14 protein-coding genes are annotated in these 17,374 nt (G+C 63.2%); 10 read left to right on the top strand and 4 right to left on the bottom strand.

Annotated elements, in window-relative coordinates; genetic code table 11:
* Nucleotides 1-279 precede the first annotated feature (279 nt).
* Nucleotides 280-1,557 carry a hypothetical protein gene (locus GCT19_RS20080; RefSeq protein WP_026228549.1) on the top strand — a complete coding sequence of 426 codons (1,278 nt, stop codon included), beginning with the start codon at nt 280-282 and terminating at the stop codon, nt 1,555-1,557.
* Between the two features lie 39 nt (nt 1,558-1,596).
* Here the strand turns inward: GCT19_RS20080 and GCT19_RS20075 are convergent, their stop codons facing one another.
* Nucleotides 1,597-2,385: a hypothetical protein gene (locus GCT19_RS20075; protein WP_176134754.1), complete on the bottom strand. Its 789-nt coding sequence runs from the start codon at nt 2,383-2,385 to the stop codon at nt 1,597-1,599.
* 304 nt (nt 2,386-2,689) lie between these two features.
* On the opposite strand from GCT19_RS20075, the gene GCT19_RS20070 reads away from it, so the two are divergent.
* On the top strand, nt 2,690-4,276 hold the full coding sequence (locus tag GCT19_RS20070; RefSeq protein ID WP_018434809.1) for a phospholipase D family protein: 1,587 nt from the start codon (nt 2,690-2,692) through the stop codon (nt 4,274-4,276).
* Nucleotides 4,277-4,284: 8 nt separating this feature from the next.
* On the opposite strand, the gene GCT19_RS20065 is transcribed toward GCT19_RS20070, so the two are convergent.
* The 3 genes from GCT19_RS20065 to tssH form a co-directional block, all read right to left on the bottom strand.
* Entirely contained in the window at nt 4,285-4,839 is a 555-nt protein-coding gene (locus tag GCT19_RS20065; protein ID WP_018434810.1) for a hypothetical protein, read from the bottom strand.
* Nucleotides 4,840-4,955: 116 nt separating this feature from the next.
* On the bottom strand, nt 4,956-5,339 hold the full coding sequence (locus GCT19_RS20060) for a PLDc N-terminal domain-containing protein (RefSeq protein WP_013093882.1): 384 nt from the start codon (nt 5,337-5,339) through the stop codon (nt 4,956-4,958).
* A gap of 464 nt (nt 5,340-5,803) precedes the next feature.
* A complete protein-coding gene (gene tssH / locus GCT19_RS20055) occupies nt 5,804-8,491 on the bottom strand; it encodes a type VI secretion system ATPase TssH (protein ID WP_018434811.1) in 2,688 nt (895 codons plus the stop codon).
* 564 nt (nt 8,492-9,055) lie between these two features.
* Between tssH and GCT19_RS20050 the strand changes: the two genes are divergently transcribed.
* The 8 genes from GCT19_RS20050 (at nt 9,056) to GCT19_RS20015 (ending at nt 17,294) form a co-directional block, all read left to right on the top strand.
* Nucleotides 9,056-9,673, top strand: coding sequence for a TagK domain-containing protein (locus tag GCT19_RS20050; protein ID WP_018434812.1), 618 nt, complete (start codon nt 9,056-9,058; stop codon nt 9,671-9,673).
* Entirely contained in the window at nt 9,657-10,493 is an 837-nt protein-coding gene (locus GCT19_RS20045) for a type VI secretion system accessory protein TagJ (protein ID WP_018434813.1), read from the top strand. The genes GCT19_RS20050 and GCT19_RS20045 overlap by 17 nt, the downstream gene beginning before the upstream one ends.
* Nucleotides 10,490-11,008, top strand: coding sequence for a type VI secretion system baseplate subunit TssE (gene tssE, locus GCT19_RS20040; RefSeq protein ID WP_018434814.1), 519 nt, complete (start codon nt 10,490-10,492; stop codon nt 11,006-11,008). Before GCT19_RS20045 ends, tssE begins: the two co-directional genes overlap by 4 nt.
* A gap of 1 nt (nt 11,009) precedes the next feature.
* On the top strand, nt 11,010-12,890 hold the full coding sequence (tssF, locus tag GCT19_RS20035; protein WP_018434815.1) for a type VI secretion system baseplate subunit TssF: 1,881 nt from the start codon (nt 11,010-11,012) through the stop codon (nt 12,888-12,890).
* A 2-nt stretch (nt 12,891-12,892) separates the two neighbouring features.
* On the top strand, nt 12,893-13,960 hold the full coding sequence (gene tssG, locus GCT19_RS20030; protein WP_152852897.1) for a type VI secretion system baseplate subunit TssG: 1,068 nt from the start codon (nt 12,893-12,895) through the stop codon (nt 13,958-13,960).
* Nucleotides 13,957-15,027, top strand: coding sequence for a type VI secretion system protein TssA (locus GCT19_RS20025; RefSeq protein ID WP_152852896.1), 1,071 nt, complete (start codon nt 13,957-13,959; stop codon nt 15,025-15,027). Before tssG ends, GCT19_RS20025 begins: the two co-directional genes overlap by 4 nt.
* A 73-nt stretch (nt 15,028-15,100) precedes the next feature.
* A complete protein-coding gene (locus GCT19_RS20020; RefSeq protein ID WP_018434818.1) occupies nt 15,101-16,111 on the top strand; it encodes a fimbrial protein in 1,011 nt (336 codons plus the stop codon).
* Between the two features lie 79 nt (nt 16,112-16,190).
* Nucleotides 16,191-17,294: a GlcNAc-transferase family protein gene (locus GCT19_RS20015; RefSeq protein ID WP_321576838.1), complete on the top strand. Its 1,104-nt coding sequence runs from the start codon at nt 16,191-16,193 to the stop codon at nt 17,292-17,294.
* The last annotated feature ends 80 nt before the right edge of the window (nt 17,295-17,374 follow it).

Here is a 17,374-nt window from a genome sequence, read left to right as displayed (position 1 = left end):
TCCGCAAGCTTCAGGCCGATACCTCGAAATGCGCCAGCAGAATGTCGCGAAACGTTGTGATGAGCCGCATTCGCTGGTGAAACCCTTCTGTTACGCTGTTTTAATCGGTTTCAATCACCTGACGTGATCCGACGCGAGCGCCTGCGCCACGCGGTGGTAGCGCTCGGTCCAATCCACGCAGTGAAGCCCGCGCCGCGCGTCGCGGTGCGATGTCCGCACCAGGTCTGTGCGTGATGTCCGCTGCACGCATCCCTCTCACCTCACCGCATGGAGAACGAGATGCTGCAACGGCTGGGTTCGCGATTCTTCGCATTGGGTCTGATCTGGACATTGTCCGCTTGTGGCGGTGGTGGTGGCGGCAGCGGCGCGGAACCCGGCAGCACCGGCTCGAACGGAGCGGCCGGCGCGACCACGCCCGCATCGAGTCCCGCACCCGCGTCGAGCCCGACACCGGCATCGAGTCCAACTCCTGCGTCAAGCCCGTCGAGTGCATCGGATGCGAGCGCGACGACGCCCAAGCTCGCCGCCGCGACGCCGATCATCGACGGCACGACACTCGGCGCCGCCATCTGGCCCGCGGGCGCTACGTCAACGGGCGGAACCGGTCAGCCCGTCGGCGGACTGAACTGCGCTTTGCGCAGCACCGCGTACACGTATGCGCACGTCTCGATCTACCAGAACGGGCAACTCCTGACGCTGCCGCCCAACATCGGCATGGTCGAGCCGACCATCAGCGCGCCGACTGGCTGTGCGTATCCGGTGCACACGGTCGATTCGAGCGGCAAGATCCATATGGACGCGACGACCGGCGCGACCTATACGCTCGGCCAGTTCTTCTCGATCTGGGGCGAGCCGCTGAGCGCGTCGAACGTGGCGGGTCTGACCGCCCCGCCGATCGCGATCTACGTGAACGACGGCGGCACGCTCACGCAATACACGGGCGACCCGGCGAGCCTCGTGCTGAAGCCGCACGACGAAATCACGATCATGGTCGGCACGCCTGTCACCCAAGTGCCCACCTATACGTGGACCGATCCGCCGCCGTTCGACCCGAACCCGATCACGCTCGTCTTCGGAGGCGTGGTCGGCTCGTCGTTCTGGCCGAACGGCACGACGTCGACGGGCGGCAATGGCACGCCGGTCGACGGCCTGAGCTGCGCGCCGAACATGAGTGTGCTGTACCACGTGCACGCGCACCTCGCGATCATCAAGGACGGGCAATGGCTCGCGTTGCCGGCGAACGTCGGCATCCTGTCGCAATGCACGTACGAGATGCACACGCACGACAACACCGGCATCATCCATATCGAAGCGCCGGACCAGAAAACCTATACGCTCGGCGACTTCTTCGATATCTGGGGCGAGCCGCTGACGAGCACGAACGTCGCGGGCATCATGGGCGACGTGGTCGCGTATATCAACGACAACGGCGACTCGCGCCGCTATATGGGCGACTTGCGCAATATCGAACTGACGTCGTTGCGCGACATTACGCTGCAGATCGGCACGCCGCCGGTGAGCACGTTGGCGACGTATTCGTGGTACGAGCCGCAGTAACATCCGCCGCAGGCCGCGTCACTTCGCCGTGACGCGGCTTCAACGCGGCGTACCCGAATGCCCGATGCCGCCCGGCCGGCCCGGCACGATGCCCGCGACGGAGCGCGGCGCCGCGTTCGCGACCAGAATCATCGACGCGCCCGCGAGACCGCTCGACACATGCTTCAACGCATGACCGGCGATCACGTGATGCGTGAGCTCCCAGATCTGCCAATCGAGGCTTTCGAAAATCTTCGCGACCCCGTAGAAGACGATCACGAGCGTCCATGCGATTACACCGTCCACCTTCCGCGTGAGCGTCATGCCGACGATCAGCATGAGCCCGCCGAACTGAAGAATCGCGTAAGGCCACAGGCTGTTGAACACCAGCCAGTAGCCGACAGTGGCGGGCGACACGACCACCATGATCAGCATCTGCGCCCAGCCGACGCGCTGTGCGCTCCACGACGTCCATAGCATCGCGAGAATGCCGGCGAACACGATCGTCATCGGCAGGCGATCCCAGACCAGCGTCGCATCGTTCGGCGCCATGTGGTAGTAAGCCGAGCCGAACGCGGTGAAGAGCAGCCCGAACGCGGCGACGACCATGCCGGGGAATTGCGCCGGCTGGTTCGACGCATGACGCCGGACCCAGCGCAGACAGAGCACCCCGGCGATCAGAATGACGACGTTCGACAGCACGTCCGCCGCATTGTGCAGCGGCCCCAGCGAGCGCTGATCGGCGAAGTGGTGATAGGAGGCCGGCTGCGCGAGCGGCCATATCAACTGCAGCACCGTGCCCGCCACGAAAAGCAGCACGCTAGCCAGCAGCAAGCGGGAGATCTTCACGTTGCTCGACTCCACAGTGGGCGAAACGCTCGAAGGCGCCGTGAACCGGGACGTTTACACCTCTCGACCACCGGTTACGCTGACGCGAAACGGATCACGCTCGCTCGCACAGAACCTATCCGGTCGATGCGCGGCCGGGTTGGCCCCCGTGCGAATTCGCGCAGCCTGCCCGTATCATCGGACAAAGCGCCTGGCGCAACAAGAGCGTCGGGCGGCGCACCGATGGACATGCGCTCATAGTATTCTTCTCAACCAATGCAAGCTGCGTGCAAGAACGCGCGACCCAAAGGAAGACCCGGACTCCATGCAAGCGCAGACACACCACCCGTCGTTCCCGCATCGTCGATGGAAGGGCGCGCTGTGCGCGCTGCTGTGCGCAAGCCTGCTCGCTGGCTGTGCGCGGTTACCGTCGCTCGAGGACCGCAAGGAGTCGCATGCGTTGTCGCCCGCGGTGGCGGCCACCACGGATCTCGGTCGCGCGGTCGCGCCCGAGCTGGCCGCGCACGCGGGACTCGCGGGCATTTATCCGCTGGCGGATGCGCATGTCGCGTTTGCCGCGCGCATGGATCTGATCCGTTCCGCGCAACGCACGCTCGACATCCAGTACTACATCTGGCGCGACGATCTGACCGGCACGCTGCTGCTCGAACAGATCCACGAAGCGGCGGACCGGGGCGTGCGGGTGCGCCTGCTGCTCGACGATCTCGGCATCGCGTCCGCGCTCGACCCGACACTCTCGGCGCTCAACTCGCATCCGAACATCGAGGTGCGCCTGTTCAACCCGTTCGTCGTGCGCAACCCGAAATTCCTCGGCTTCGTGACCGACTTCTCACGCGCCAATCGGCGCATGCACAACAAGTCGCTGACCGCCGACGCCACCGCGACGATCCTCGGCGGCCGCAACATAGGCGACGAGTACTTCGATGCCACCGACGGCGTCGTGTTCGCCGATCTCGACGTCCTCGCGATCGGACCGGCCGCGGCCGACGTGTCGCGCGATTTCGACCGCTATTGGGCAAGCGCGTCGGCGTATCCGGTCGACAAGATCCTGCCGCACGAGAGCGTCGACGAACTGGCCACGCTGGAGCGTGAGGCGAAGGCGATCGAACAGGACCCTGCCGCCGCGGAGTATAAGGAAGCGCTGCGCGGCCCGCGCGTCGTGCAGAACCTGCTCGACGACAAGCTGCCGCTCGATTGGGCCAAAACGAAGATGATCAGCGACGACCCCGCGAAAGGCCTGAACGACGCGCCGCCGGAAGCGCTGATTTCGCACCAGCTACGCGAAGTGATGGGCCAGCCGACGAAGTCGCTCGACCTCGTCTCGCCATACTTCGTGCCGGCGAATACGGGCACGCAGTATCTGAGCGGCCTCGCCGCTCAGGGCGTCGATGTGCGCGTGTTGACGAACGCGCTCGAAGCGACCGATGTCGCCGCCGTGCACTCGGGCTATATCAGGCGGCGCGTCGAGTTGCTGCAAACCGGCGTGCACCTGTACGAATTGCGGCGCGTCGCGGGTATCACCCAGAAGAAAGAACAGTCGCCGGGGCCGTTCGGCAGCTCCGGTTCGAGCTTGCACGCGAAAACTTTCATCGTCGATTCCCAGCGGGTTTTCGTCGGTTCGTTCAACTTCGATCCGCGCTCCGCGCATCTGAATACCGAGCTTGGCCTCGTCATCGACAGTCCCGATCTCGCAACGCGGGTCGATCGCAAGTTTCTCGCGCTGCTGCCGACGGTCGCGTACGCGGTGCATCTGGACGCAAACGGCAAGCTGCACTGGATCGAAACCAACGACGGTGTCGAAACCCGCCACGACACCGAACCGAATACGACGTGGTACGCACGGCTCGGCGTCTGGATGCTGTCGATTATGCCAATTGAGTCGTTGCTATAGCGTGCGGTTCAGAATCGTCGCAAATCGCGATCCCGCAATGGATCGGGCGAGCGCTGCGTCGCGCGCAACACGCCATTGGTATCGAACGCAAAATTGAACAGCATGTGGTGGATGTTGTTTTCGATGTAGCGGTATGACCAGACTTCGCGTTGCGAGAGCCGGAAAAACTGTGTCTGCACGGGGCGGCCGAAATTGGTCAGCACATCGTCGCGCGTCCATTTGCCGATTTCCGCGCGATTGAATTCGCTCAACTGCAAAACCTGACGCACGCTCACGATCTTGCCTGAAGCGTCGATGTCGGCGGCGACGGTGGTCGAGCCCATCGGCTGGGTCGGCCACATCAGCCGGCGGCCGCCTCCGGGCAAGTCATAGGTTTCGCGCGGCGGACCCATGCGGGCGATGATCGCCGCTTGATCCTGGCCGGCCTGGAATTGCTGCCACGGTTGCGCGCAAGCCGCGAGCATCAACGCCGTCACGCACGTGAGCGCGGCGCGACGCAACGTCAGCGGCGTGCGCGCAGTACGTGCACCAGCGTTCCGAACGTGGGCGAGGCGGGTAAGCATGGGTTCCTCCCGTTACGTTCGATCGCGCGTCGATCTGGAAACCCTTAGCGCGCAAAAGCCAACGCGACACGGGCTGTGCGCCCGCTCGCCGATGGCTGCAGTCAGGTAACCGACGCTTACTGCACCAGCTTCGCGCGCAAACGCGAGTGCTCGTCCGCGGAAATGGAACCGGACGCTTTCAGCTTGTCGAGCTTCTCGATTTCGTCGGCGACGCTGAAGCCCACCACATTGCGCAGATCTTCGCGCACCTGCTTGGCCCGCGCCTGATCGCGTTCCGCCATGCCGCGATGCTGCGTGAGCAGATACGCGAAGATGCCGATATACGGCAGGATGATCAGGAAAATCACCCACAGAACCTTGCCCCATCCGGACACGTCATGACGGCGGAACAGGTCGCTCGACACCGTGATCAACAGCCAGAACCACAGAATAAAGATGAAGATGGAGAAAACGTCGGCCAGAAAATTCGGGAATGTGAAACCATCATTAAAGAAGAGCATTGTTGTTCTCCAGTCATTCCGGTTGCAATTGAAAGGCGTAACGGATTTCGACCTATGGTTGCCCGCTATGGATGGCGCATACGATTAGCATGGCAGCGCGCTGAAAATCTACCATGACCGCATGTCGATGCGGCGCGCGCATTTCCTACTGTATGAAAGACATGCATCGGGTTCAATGGCTCGTTTAAAGTCACACGCCCGCCGTCCGGCGCGTTTCATTTGTCCTCCTCATTTCGGGCGCGGCAAATGCATGATGCGGACCTTTTTGTCTTTATAGACTATTCCGATCAAGTAGCGCGAGCAATTTTCAAGGATTCCCTGCGATTGGCGATTTCTGACGATGCGGCGATCATTCCGCATGGCATTGAACATGCGTCATGTGAAAACGATGTCAAAAGCGAGCGCGAATGCCCTGCAAAAAAAATGCCAAAGGAAACAAATCTGAATACATCCGGACGCACGCGTTATCGGCTAGCGCGGACCACCAGCGCGTCAGCAGGTGCCGCAGCGGGATCGGTCACCTCGATTGTCATATGCGTGAGCGCGCTTTTCGCTGCAAACGCATCGAGCCACTGCCGGGCGAGGCGCGGCAGCACGTGCTGTTCGATAAAGCCGATCAAAAGACGCGCACCGGTCTCGTGCACGAGGCAGCGACCGACAATGTAGTCCACCACCTCCGACGCATAACTCAGCGCGATGCGGTTGTTGTCCGCCATGCGCCGAACGACTCGATCGAGATGCAAACGCACGATCCGCGCGAGCGAATCCGAGCCCAGCGGACGATATGGCACCAGCGTCATGCGCCCGAGGAAGGCCGCCGGAAACGCCTTCAGCAATTGCGTGAGAAGCGCGGAACGCAGACCTTCAAAATCCGGCGCAAGCATTTCATCCGCGCATAGGCTCGCGCTCAGATCGGCGCCCACATTGCTGGTCATCAGGATGGTCGTATTGCGGAAATCGATGAAGCGACCATCGCCGTCTTCCATGTAACCCTTGTCCAGCACCTGGTAGAACATTTCGTGCACGTCGCCGTGCGCCTTTTCAATCTCGTCGAGCAGCACGACCGAGTACGGACGCCGGCGCACCGCTTCGGTCAGCACGCCGCCCTCGCCGTAACCGACGTAGCCAGGCGGCGCGCCCTTGAGTCCCGAGACCGTATGCGCCTCCTGGTACTCGCTCATGTTGATCGTGATCAGATTCTGCTCGCCGCCGTAGAGCGCTTCGGCCAATGCGAGCGCGGTTTCCGTCTTGCCGACGCCGGACGGCCCCGCGAGCAGGAACACGCCGAGCGGCTTGCGCGGGTCCGCGAGCCCGGCACGCGCCGTCTGCACGCGCTCGCCGATCTGCTGCAACGCGTCGTGCTGGCCGATCACGCGCGCCGCCAGCGTGGCGGGCAGCATCTGAACGGCGCTGACTTCGTCGGTAATCATGCGTCCGACCGGAATACCGGTCCAGTCAGAGACGATGTCGGCGACGATCGCTTCGCCGACTTCCGGAAACACGAATGGCGTGTCCGCCTGCAGGTTCGATAACGTCAGCTCCAGCTCGCGCAACGTCTGCAGCTCGCTCGCCGCGCTATCGCGCGCGTCGGCCTCAGGTTCGCGTTCTGCGGCGCGCCCGCTCACGACCTCGCGCGCGCCCGCCAGCGCCTTCGCCGCCTCGGACTGGCCCCGCCAGGCGGCTTCGACAACACGTTCCTCGAACTCGAGCGTTGCGATCGCCGCGTTGATGTCGGCCAACGCGGCCTCGCTGCCAAGCCCGATGCGCACCTCGTTCCCGAGCAGCTCGGCTTCGACGCGCGCGGCTTGCAAGCGCTCGCGAATCCGCTGTAATTCGCGCGGCGGCGCATGCTGCGATAGCGCGACCCGCGCGCAGGCGGTGTCGAGCAGGCTGATCGCCTTGTCCGGCAACTGACGCGACGGAATATAGCGATGCGATAGCGTCACGGCTGCGCGAATCGCTTCGTCGAGAACCACGACGCCATGATGGCTCGCGAGCGTGCCCGCGAGTCCGCGGACCATGTCGATCGCGGACGGCTCCTCGGGCTCGGCGATCTGCAGCACCTGAAAGCGCCGCGTGAGCGCCGGGTCCTTCTCGATGTGCCGCTTGTACTCGGACCACGTCGTCGCGCCGATCGTGCGCAACGTACCGCGGGCGAGCGCGGGTTTCAGCAGATTTGCCGCGTCGCCGGTGCCGGCCTGGCCGCCGGCGCCGACCAGCGTGTGAATCTCGTCGACGAACAGCACGACCGGCGCCGGCGACTTCGCCGCCTCCTCGAGTACCGACTTCAGCCTGGCCTCGAACTCGCCCTTCATGCTCGCGCCGGCAAGCAGCGCACCGACGTCGAGGCTCAACAGCCGCACGTCGGCAAGTTTCGGCGGAACTTCGCCGGCCGCGATCGCGCGCGCGAGCCCTTCGACCACCGCGGTCTTGCCCACCCCGGCGTCGCCGGTCAGAAGCGGATTGTTTTGACGCCGGCGCAACAGCACGTCGATCATCGTGCGAATCTCGACTTCGCGGCCAACCACCGGATCGATTTCACCGGCGCGCGCGCGTGCGGTCAGATCCGCACAAAACTGTGCAAGTGCCGCGCCCTTCGCCGATGCTGCGAGCACACCGGACGCCTCGCCCGGCACCGCGGACGAAAAGTCGCTCCGGTCGTACGGGGTGTCTTCCGCTTCGGGGGAATCGGCAATCCAGGCCGGCAACGCATCGTGAAGGCCCTCGACGGCAATCTTGCCGAACTCCGGCGAAATGGCCAGCAGCAAGCGCCGCAGTTCCGGCGTCTCGACAAGCGCCGCCATCAGCCACGCACCGCGAATCCGGCCGTCGCCGAAGGCCAGCGTCGCGACGACCCACGCTCGCTCGATTGCCGTCTCGACATGATGCGAAAAATCCGTGAGCGCGCTCGCGCCCGACGGCAGCGCGGCGAGCGCCGTCTGCAGGTCCCGCTCGAGCAGTTCGCGGCTGATGCCGCAGTGTCTGACGATGCGGTGCAGGTCGCCATCGGACTGCGCGAGCAACTGATGCAGCCAGTGCACCAATTCGATATACGGGTTGCCGCGCAGCTTGGAAAACACCGTAGCGGATTCGATGCTCCTGAAGAGCGTCGCGCCGAGCTTGCCGAACAACGCGTGGCGTGAAATGGACATGATGATGTTGCAGGTAAAGATGTTTGTTCCGGAAAAGGCGTGGCCCTGCCCTGGCATCCGGCGCTCTGCGCGCAGGTATCCGAGAAAGCACGCTGACCACACTGATCGAGTGACAAAGGATAGCCGGTCGATCGCTGCGTGTATTTGGGCCGTCGCCCATATTCCGCTGAAGATGCGCGAAGTAGCATTCACATCTTCCAGGCGCCAACCCGCATTTTTAGTTGGTGATCCTTTTATTTCTTGTCGGGAGAGTCTTTTACGAATGCGCGCTTTCCGGGCAGACCTGATTTGCCATTGCATACCGGCCACGCCATGACTGGATATCACGCTCGCTGGGACCATTCGCCCTTCGAAGCGGGCGCACTAAGAACGTTCGCACGAACCATCCAGTCTCTCGGGCTCGTTCGTACCGTTTCGCGAAACGGTCACGCCGGCGTGGAGTGTTCGTCCGACGCTGGTCCGGGTGCGCATCCCGACCTTCAGCCTATGCCCGATTTGTTACCGAACCCGCCTCTCGAAAAAGCGAACGCGTCTGAAGCCTCTGTCCCTGCGCCACCGTCGAGCGTGAATCCTCCCGCGGATCGGATCGAGCCCCTGCTCACGAAGCCGGATGACTTCAGCGACCTGATCGCACTAGCAGCCGAGGACGATGACGATCCGCTGCAGCTGTGGCGTGAACCGCATTCAGCGCAACACAGCGGCCACGACGGTAAGGCAATGCTTCTGACAGCCGACATCGACGAAGCGGACCCGCTCGCCGCGCTCACGCTCGAATACCGTGACGCGCTGCTGAGCCAGAAGAGCGACCACGCGCCCGAGCCGAAGGCGTCGCCCGAAGCTGATAGCGAGTCGATCATCGGATCACCTCCCGATCCGTTCGCCGACCTCGTCGATCCGTCGCATCCGGAAGCGTCCGTGTTCGACCTGCTGACGAAGGGGGAGAACATCGACACCCTGCTCGATAGCCTTGACTCGTTCGGCGCCGAGCAGATTTTCGAGGCTGACGAAACGCACGAGATCCTCGCGCTGCTCGCGCCGCGCGGAATACCGGCCCACCGTGCAAGCAGGGCCGCGCGGCTCGCGCGCGAAGAACATCACCTGGTCAGTATGGACAGCCACATCGCGATGCCTGAATCGATCGAATACGAAGAGCCAGAATTTTCAGATGAGAATATCCGCTGACCCGCTTAACTCTGACACTCCAACCCTTGGCAGCCTGCTCGACGCGCAGACTTACGGCGAACTGAAGGAGCAAACCATCGACAACGTTCGCAAGCATCCGTCGAACGTGCGCGAGCGCTGGCTGCTGTTCGAGCTGTTGTGCCTCGACGGCGAATGGAGCCGCGCGCTACAGCAGCTGCAGACGTGGGCCACGCTCGAGCCGGAAGGCACATCGCGCGCCCAGATGTATCGCGGGCTGATTCGCAGCGAGATGTTCCGCGCCGAGGTGTTCGCGGGTCAGCGCACGCCGGGCGAGATCGAGCCGTTGCCCGAGTGGGTGAAAACGCTGCTGCAAGCCAACGTCAAGCTCGGCGAGGGCAACCTCGCCGCCGCCGACGAACTGCGCGGCGCCGCGTTGAACGCCGCGCCGGCCACGCGCGGCGAAAGCACGCAGATCGGCGAATTCGAGTGGCTGACCGATAGCGACAGCCGGCTGGGGCCCGTGTGTGAGCTGACCGTCGCGGGCGGTTATCGCTGGGTGCCGTTCGAATCGCTGAAATCGCTGACACTCGGTCCGGTCACCGCGCTGACCGACCTCGTGTGGCGCTCGGCCGTCGTGGGCCTAACGGACGCGACTGTGCTGCGCGGCTATCTGCCGGTGCGCTATCCCGGCTCCGAAACTGGCCCCACTGCCACCCGGCTCTCGCGCGAAACCACCTGGAAAGACGTTGGGGAAACCGGCGTGATCGCGCTCGGCCAGAAAACCTGGAGCACCGACAAGGGGGACGTCGGCCTGCTCGACATCGGCGAATGCCGGTTCAATCACGACGAGCGGGTATGACCACGTCCGACGCGCGACCCCGGCAAGCCTATATGCCGTCGCTGATCGACCGTCTGCTCGACGATGCGCCCGCGCGGCGCAGCGAGCGGCCCGAGGCCTATGCACCGAACAGCGAAGGCATGCGCCGCATCATCCAGCGTGATCTGAGCCTGCTGCTCAACACGACGAGTCTGGACGACGAATTGGACATCGCGCGCTACCCGCTGCTAGCCGGGTCGGTCGTCAATTACGGCATTCCCGCGTTGTCCGGTAGCTACCTCGCCAGTCGCAACTGGGAAACCGTCGAGAAGATGGTACGGAACGCAATCGTGCGCTTCGAGCCGCGTCTGATTCCCGAGTCGTTGTGCATCCGGCCGCTCGATAGCAAGAACCCGGTGCGCTACAACCAGCTCGTGTTCGAGATTCATGGCCTCATGCGGTGGTCGCCCTATCCGCTGGAATTTCGCATTCAGAGCGCATTCGATATCGAAATGAATCACGTCACGTTCGACCCGCAATCCGGTAAGAGAAATTGACATGGACCCGCAATTTCTCGACTACTACAGCCGCGAACTGACCTACATGCGGGAAATGGCCGGCGAGTTCGCCGCGCAGCACCCGAAAATCGCACGCCGCCTCGGCATGGAGGGCATCGACGTTGCCGACCCCTATGTGGAGCGGCTCATAGAGGCATTCTGCTTCATGTCGGCGCGCACGCAGATCAAACTCGACGCCGAGTTTCCGCGCTTTACGCAGCGGCTGCTCGAAGTGGTCTATCCGAATTACGTCGCGCCGACGCCGGCGATCGCCGTCGCGCAGTTGCGTCCGAGCCTGCGTGAAGGCGATTTCACGAAAGGGCTGAAGGTGCCCCGGCATAGCATGCTGCGCTCGGCAATCCCGCCCGGCGAGCAAACCGCGTGCGAATTCCGCAGCAGTCAGGACGTCATGCTATGGCCTATCGAGATCGTTGAAGCCCGGCTTACGGCTGTGCCCCCGGATATCCCCGACACCGATCGCCATCTGTTGCCGCACATGCAATTGCACGGCGCATTGCGGCTGCGCCTGCGCACAACCGGCGAAGTGAAGTTCAACCAGATGACGAACTTCGACCGGCTGCCCATTTACATCGGTGGCGACGAACGGATCGCTTCGCATCTGTTCGAGCTGATCCATGCCGGTAGCGTCGCTTCGGTCGTGCGCGCGTACGGTGCGTCGAGAGACGAAGGGCACGTGGTCGCGAAAACACCCGTCGACTTTGAAGGTCTGCAAGCGGAACAGTGCCTGCTGCCGCTTACATGGAATACGTTTCACGGCCACAACCTGCTGCAGGAATACTTCGCATGCCGCCAGCGCTTCTATTTCTTCGCGCTGACGCAGCTTGCGGCCGGTCTCGCGCGCGTGGACAGCACGGAAGCGGAGATCGTGCTGCTGCTCGACCGTCTGCCGGAAGAGCTGGCCGCGCACGTCGATGCAGCGCGCTTCCTGCTGTTCTGTACGCCGGTCGTCAACCTGTTTCGCAAACGCACTGATCGCGTTGAAATCAATCGCGCGCAAACCGATTTTCATCTGCTCGCCGACCGCACCCGGCCGCTCGACTATGAGATTTTTTCGGTGTCGCGCGTATTCGGTCAGCGAGCGCAAACCTCGCTCGAAGTCGAATTCAATCCGCTTTATCAGACCCTGCATAGCGACGTGGGCAACCACGGCCGCTATTTCTCGGTGCGTCGCGAGCAGCGCGCTTTGTCGTCCAACGCACGCAGGTACGGCACCCGTACGCCGTATATCGGCACCGAGGTCTACGTGTCGCTCGTCGATCAGGCGGAGGCGCCGTACGGTGACGACATCCGCTACCTGTCGGTCGAAGCGTGGGTCACGAACCGCGACCTGCCGCGCCTGATCCCGCGTAACGGCAAAACCGATCTCACGATGTCCGACTCCGTGCCGATCGAGGGCGTGCGCCTCGTGCATGCACCGAGCGCGCCGCGCGCGCCTTACGCGAGCGGTGAAACGGCGTGGCGTCTGATCCGGCAGCTGAGCTTCAACTACATGCCGCTCGCCGAACTCGACCACGGCGATGGCGGTCAAGCGTTGCGCAACATGCTCGGCCTTTTCATCGCGCCAGGCGAGCGCGAACAGGCACGGCAAATCGAGGCACTGGTCGGTGCACGCACCGAACCGGTGGTGCGGCGTCTGCCAGGCGACGGACTACTCGTCTATGGGCGTGGCGTGCGCTGTGAACTGACGGTCGATGAAACCGGCTTCTCAGGCATCAGCCCGTATCTGTTCGGCCTCGTGCTCGAGCACTACCTCGCGCGTCACGTTTCGATCAACGTGTTCACCGAAACCGAACTTCGTTCGATGCAACGTGGCCTGATCGCCCAATGGCGGCCACGCATGGGCGGACGCGGAGCGGTATGAGCATGGAGGGGACTTTTGCGAGCGCCGTCGCGCCGACGCGATCATCGCTCGATCCGCAATCGCTCGACGCGTGGTTCGATCCCGACACGCCGTGGCAGTCCGGCTTCCTGAGCCTGCTGCGCGCGATCGCCGCGCGCGACCCGCTGATGCCGTTGCCGGGCACCGCGAGCCTGCCGCACGAAGAGCCGTTCCGGATCGGTCAGCAGCCCACACTGGCCTTTGCGCCGCGCGAAATCGCGTCGCTCGGCACGCGAGACGGTCGGCTCGATGTGCGGCTGTTCGGGCTCGGCCTGTGGGGGCCGCAAGGGCCGCTGCCGCTGCATATGACGGAGCTGGCTCACAGTCGGGTGGAAAGCCACCAGGATCATGCGCTCGTCGGGCTCGTCGATCTGTTCCATCACCGCGCGCTGTCGCAGTTTTATCGCGCGTGGGCATCGGGGCAAGCCACCGCGTCGCTCGACCGTGCCGGCGACGAAACGTTTTCGTTCTACGTCGCCAGTCTGATCGGCGTCGAGCCGGCCGAGGCGAAGCAGTCCTGCCTGCCCACGCACTCGCGCTATAGCGCGGCGGCGCACCTCGTGCGCGAGGCGCGAACGCCGCACGGCATCGCGGCGACGCTCTCGCATTACTTCGGTGTTCCGATGACCATCGAAGAATTCGTACCGCACTGGATCCACCTGTCCGCATCGGAACATACGAGGCTGGGGGTGCCGGGGCCCGCGGCGATCATCGGTGAATGCGCGCAGCTCGGCGAGGCCATTCCCGACCGGCAACACAAGTTCCGGCTCGTCGTGGGTCCGCTCGACCTCGATCAGTATCTGCGCCTCACGCCGCACGGCGAGGACTTGCCGACGTTCGTCGAATGGGTGCGGGCCTTCGTCGGCCATGAATACGCGTGGGAGGTCAGGCTGCTCGTCAACCCGCGTGCGGCGCCGGCTGCCTGCATCGGCACGTCGCAGAGACTCGGCTACTCGACGTGGCTCGGTGATTCCGTCGGCGACCTTCCGGTCGTCGGCATGGTTTTCGAACCTGAACAGTACAACGACCGACCCCGGAGTTCCTTCGCATGAACGCCAGCACTCCGACCGTCGCGCTGCGCTACGCCGATCTGCTCGAACCGGTGTCGGCGCCCGCGCCTTGCGGTCCCGATCTCGAATACGACCCGGCTTTCGTGATGCTGCAGGCGGCCGCGGCTCCACGCGCCGAAGCGCAGTACGGCGACTTCGTCGACGTGCCTCCAACGGCCAATTGGGCCGACATCGAACGCGATTGCCGCGCGCTGCTGCTGCGGACGAAAGACATCCGCCTCGCGGTGATCCTGCTGCGGTGTCGAACCCGGCTCGACGGCGCGGCCGGCCTGCGCGATGGCCTGGCTTTGCTGATGGCGATGTTCGAATGCTATGGCGAAGCGCTCCACCCGCTGCCCGTGTTCGAAGGCGAACGAGACCCGGCGATGTTCGCCAACGCGATCGGTGGGCTCGTCGAACCGGATGGCATGCTGGCCGATGCGCGCGACATACCAATGCCGAGGGCGGCGGGACTGCAACTGCATTTGCGCGACATCGAAAAATCATTCGCGACGCCGCGCCAGAAGGACGCGCTCGCCCCTGAATCCGTCGCCCGCTTGCTAAAGGAATTATGGGGCCGACGCGACGCAGCGATTGCCGCATTAGTCGAAGCGCAGTGTCTGACGCAACGCATCGCCGTATGGTGCGATGAGACGCTCGGCGTCGACGCGCCCGATCTCGGCGCGTTGTCCCGAGCGCTGCAGCCATTCGCGCAGCATAGGGTGGACGGCGGCGGCGCGTCCGCGCCAACGCCAGCGCCCGCACGAGCCGTCAACGAGCAGGACAACGACATCGAGCGTGGATCGGCGCCGGCCAGCGTCGCTACGGCAACGCTACCGCAGTCCGACGCGCCGGCCGATCCGCCAATCACCGCGCCCTCTCCAATGGATCGCTGGAGCGCGCTCGCAGCCATTCAGGAAACACGCAGGTGGTTCGAGCAAAACGAACCGAGCAGTCCCGTCATTGTTTTGCTGCGCCAGTCGGAACGAATGGTGGGCAAACGGTTTTCAGAACTCGCCCATATCATTCCCGCGGATTTACTCGCTAAATGGGATGAGTTCGACGGTTGAGGCAACGTGCGCGCATCTGCGTACTTTCTCCGCTGTCGGCCCCTACAGTCCGCCGGTCAACCAACAAGCTCACATGAAAAGACTCGTTCAATTTTTTATCCTGGTTTGCTTCGCGATGCCCCATTTCGCGTTCGCGATCTGCACTCAGTTGAAGCCTGCGCAAATTTCCGAACTGCTGTCTCAAGGCTACATCGCAGGGCATCCAATCGCGGTCAACATACCGTTTCAGGAAAGCTCGGTATCGATCGATCCGGGCTTACCGGTCGGCTCGGTGATCGCTACGGGCTTGTCGCCGGCGTACGCCACCTATGCGAACTTCGCGGACTGCACCAACGGAGGCACGGTCACATTCGGCTATTTCAATGCAACGCCGTCCATGGTGTCAGGGGTCTATAACACCAACGTTGCCGGAATCGGCTTTCGTGTGACCTACCTTCGCGCGAGCGGCACGAATTCGCCACTTCCGTTTACACCATCCTTTGCAGCCGGCGAGCCCAATCAGGTGATCTATGGTCGCTTCGGCATTGGCTCGCAATTCCGGATCGAACTGGTCAAAACCGGCGACATCGCGAGCAACGTCGACGTGATGTTCAACACCCTGGGAACCGGCATTGCCGATGGTGATGGCAGTCGGGTCGTGACGATCACAGGCGGCAGCATCAACGTCAAGGTTCTTCCAAGTTGCTCGGTCAATACCAGCACACTGAACATCGATTTCGGCACGTTCGGCCCAAGCGATGTGTCGACCACGAGCGGGCCGACCCAGCCAGTCGACTTTACGGTGCTCTGCACCGGTCCCACGCCACCGGCTTCAATTACCGCCGCACTTTCGGGAACCCCCGATACAGAAGATCGCAGCATGTTGAAGAACACCGGCGCGACGCATCTCGCAATTCGTTTGCGGGACGTTGCAAGCAAAACAGTTTTCCGGCCCAACGATCCGTCGAGCACCCTCGTCCACGCACCGCGGGGCGCGATGCAATCGCCGTTCGCACTCGAGGCGACCGTGCTGCGCGTCGGCACAGCGACGCCAACCGCCGGCAAGATCCAGGCAACTGCAACAGTCACGATGACGATTCTTTAAACCGACTAGCAACGGCAAACGTCTACCAGAAGCAACTAGCATGACCGAGATACCCGTCACACCGCCGAACTCGATCTTCGTGCAAATCGCGAGCTATCGCGACCCGCAGTTGATCCCCACCCTGCTGGATTTGATCGACAAAGCTAGCAGGCCGGATCTGCTGCGGATCATCGTCTGCTGGCAGCATGCGCACGACGAAACGATGATCCAGTTCTGGCAGCAGGGCTTTGGCAAATGGCGAGCCGAGCAGGCCGACAACTGGACCGTTCACCATCTCAGTCATCGTGAAGCGAAAATCGAATTGATCGACGTCCCCCACATGATGACGCAGGGCGCATGCTGGGCCCGCAATCTGGTCCAGCAGCGATACGGCGGTGAGCGCTACACGCTGCAACTCGACTCGCACCACCGCTTCGTCGAAGGATGGGACACGCTCGCAATCGAGATGCTGGAGTCGCTACGCGATGAAAGCCCGAAACCGGTGCTGACCGCTTACCTTCCGATGTACGACCCCGAAAACGACGATGCTCGATCGAGCGACGAGCCGAGGATATTGGCTTATGCGAGGTTTTCCAAGGAAGGGGTCGTCCTGTTCCGCTCGAAGACACTTTCCAACTGGAGAACCCGGGTTCGTCCCGTCCGTTCGCGCTTCTTCAGCGCGCACTTCGCATTTGCCGACGGTCACTTTGCCGAAGTGGTCCAGCACGATCCGGACTATTTCTTTCATGGCGAGGAGATTTCGCTTGCCGTCCGAGCGTTCACCCACGGCTATGACCTGTATAGTCCGCACAGGCTGATCGGGTGGCACGAATATCTGCGTTCCTACCGCGTCAAGATGTGGAACGACCACAGCCACGAGGCCAAGGAACGGGGTGAAATCGATGAGCCTTGGCACGAGCGCAACGAACGCTCATTGCAGCGCAATCGTGCACTGCTCGGTATCGACGAACAAGCTCTGGCTGACGTCGAGTTCGGCAAGTACGGACTCGGAGCCGAACGAACGCTCGCCGATTACGAGGCCTACGCTGGCATCAGCTTCAAGTGGCGCGGAGTTCAACAGTCGGTATTGAATGACGATCCGCCCCCCCCCGGGCTCTCAGCGTCCCGACGAAGCGACATGGAAAGCCTCTCTGCTGCGTGCAAACGACGTCCGCGTGTGCGTACATCGGAATGGATTCGATAGGCATTTGGGCACGCCCGGCGTCGAGCACGCGCTGCCGGCCGCGACCTCGGTCGCCGTCGTGATCTACGATAACGGCGAGA

It is taken from the genome of Paraburkholderia atlantica (assembly GCF_009362785.1).
In the GTDB taxonomy this organism is placed as follows: Bacteria; Pseudomonadota; Gammaproteobacteria; order Burkholderiales; family Burkholderiaceae; genus Paraburkholderia; species Paraburkholderia atlantica.
The sequence above is the reverse complement of the archived record's forward strand: the minus strand, read 5'-3'. Positions and strand labels throughout refer to the sequence as shown.

What these genes read in the sequence shown, in the direction of transcription:
- GCT19_RS20080 (WP_026228549.1), top strand. Translation starts at nt 280, where the DNA reads ATGCTGCAACGGCTGGGTTCGCGATTCTTCGCATTGGGTCTGATCTGG.
- GCT19_RS20070 (WP_018434809.1), top strand. Translation starts at nt 2,690, where the DNA reads ATGCAAGCGCAGACACACCACCCGTCGTTCCCGCATCGTCGATGGAAG.
- GCT19_RS20065 (WP_018434810.1), bottom strand. Translation starts at nt 4,839, where the DNA reads ATGCTTACCCGCCTCGCCCACGTTCGGAACGCTGGTGCACGTACTGCG.
- GCT19_RS20060 (WP_013093882.1), bottom strand. Translation starts at nt 5,339, where the DNA reads ATGCTCTTCTTTAATGATGGTTTCACATTCCCGAATTTTCTGGCCGAC.
- tssH (WP_018434811.1), bottom strand. Translation starts at nt 8,491, where the DNA reads ATGTCCATTTCACGCCACGCGTTGTTCGGCAAGCTCGGCGCGACGCTC.
- GCT19_RS20045 (WP_018434813.1), top strand. Translation starts at nt 9,657, where the DNA reads ATGAGAATATCCGCTGACCCGCTTAACTCTGACACTCCAACCCTTGGC.
- tssE (WP_018434814.1), top strand. Translation starts at nt 10,490, where the DNA reads ATGACCACGTCCGACGCGCGACCCCGGCAAGCCTATATGCCGTCGCTG.
- tssF (WP_018434815.1), top strand. Translation starts at nt 11,010, where the DNA reads ATGGACCCGCAATTTCTCGACTACTACAGCCGCGAACTGACCTACATG.
- tssG (WP_152852897.1), top strand. Translation starts at nt 12,893, where the DNA reads ATGGAGGGGACTTTTGCGAGCGCCGTCGCGCCGACGCGATCATCGCTC.
- GCT19_RS20025 (WP_152852896.1), top strand. Translation starts at nt 13,957, where the DNA reads ATGAACGCCAGCACTCCGACCGTCGCGCTGCGCTACGCCGATCTGCTC.
- GCT19_RS20020 (WP_018434818.1), top strand. Translation starts at nt 15,101, where the DNA reads ATGAAAAGACTCGTTCAATTTTTTATCCTGGTTTGCTTCGCGATGCCC.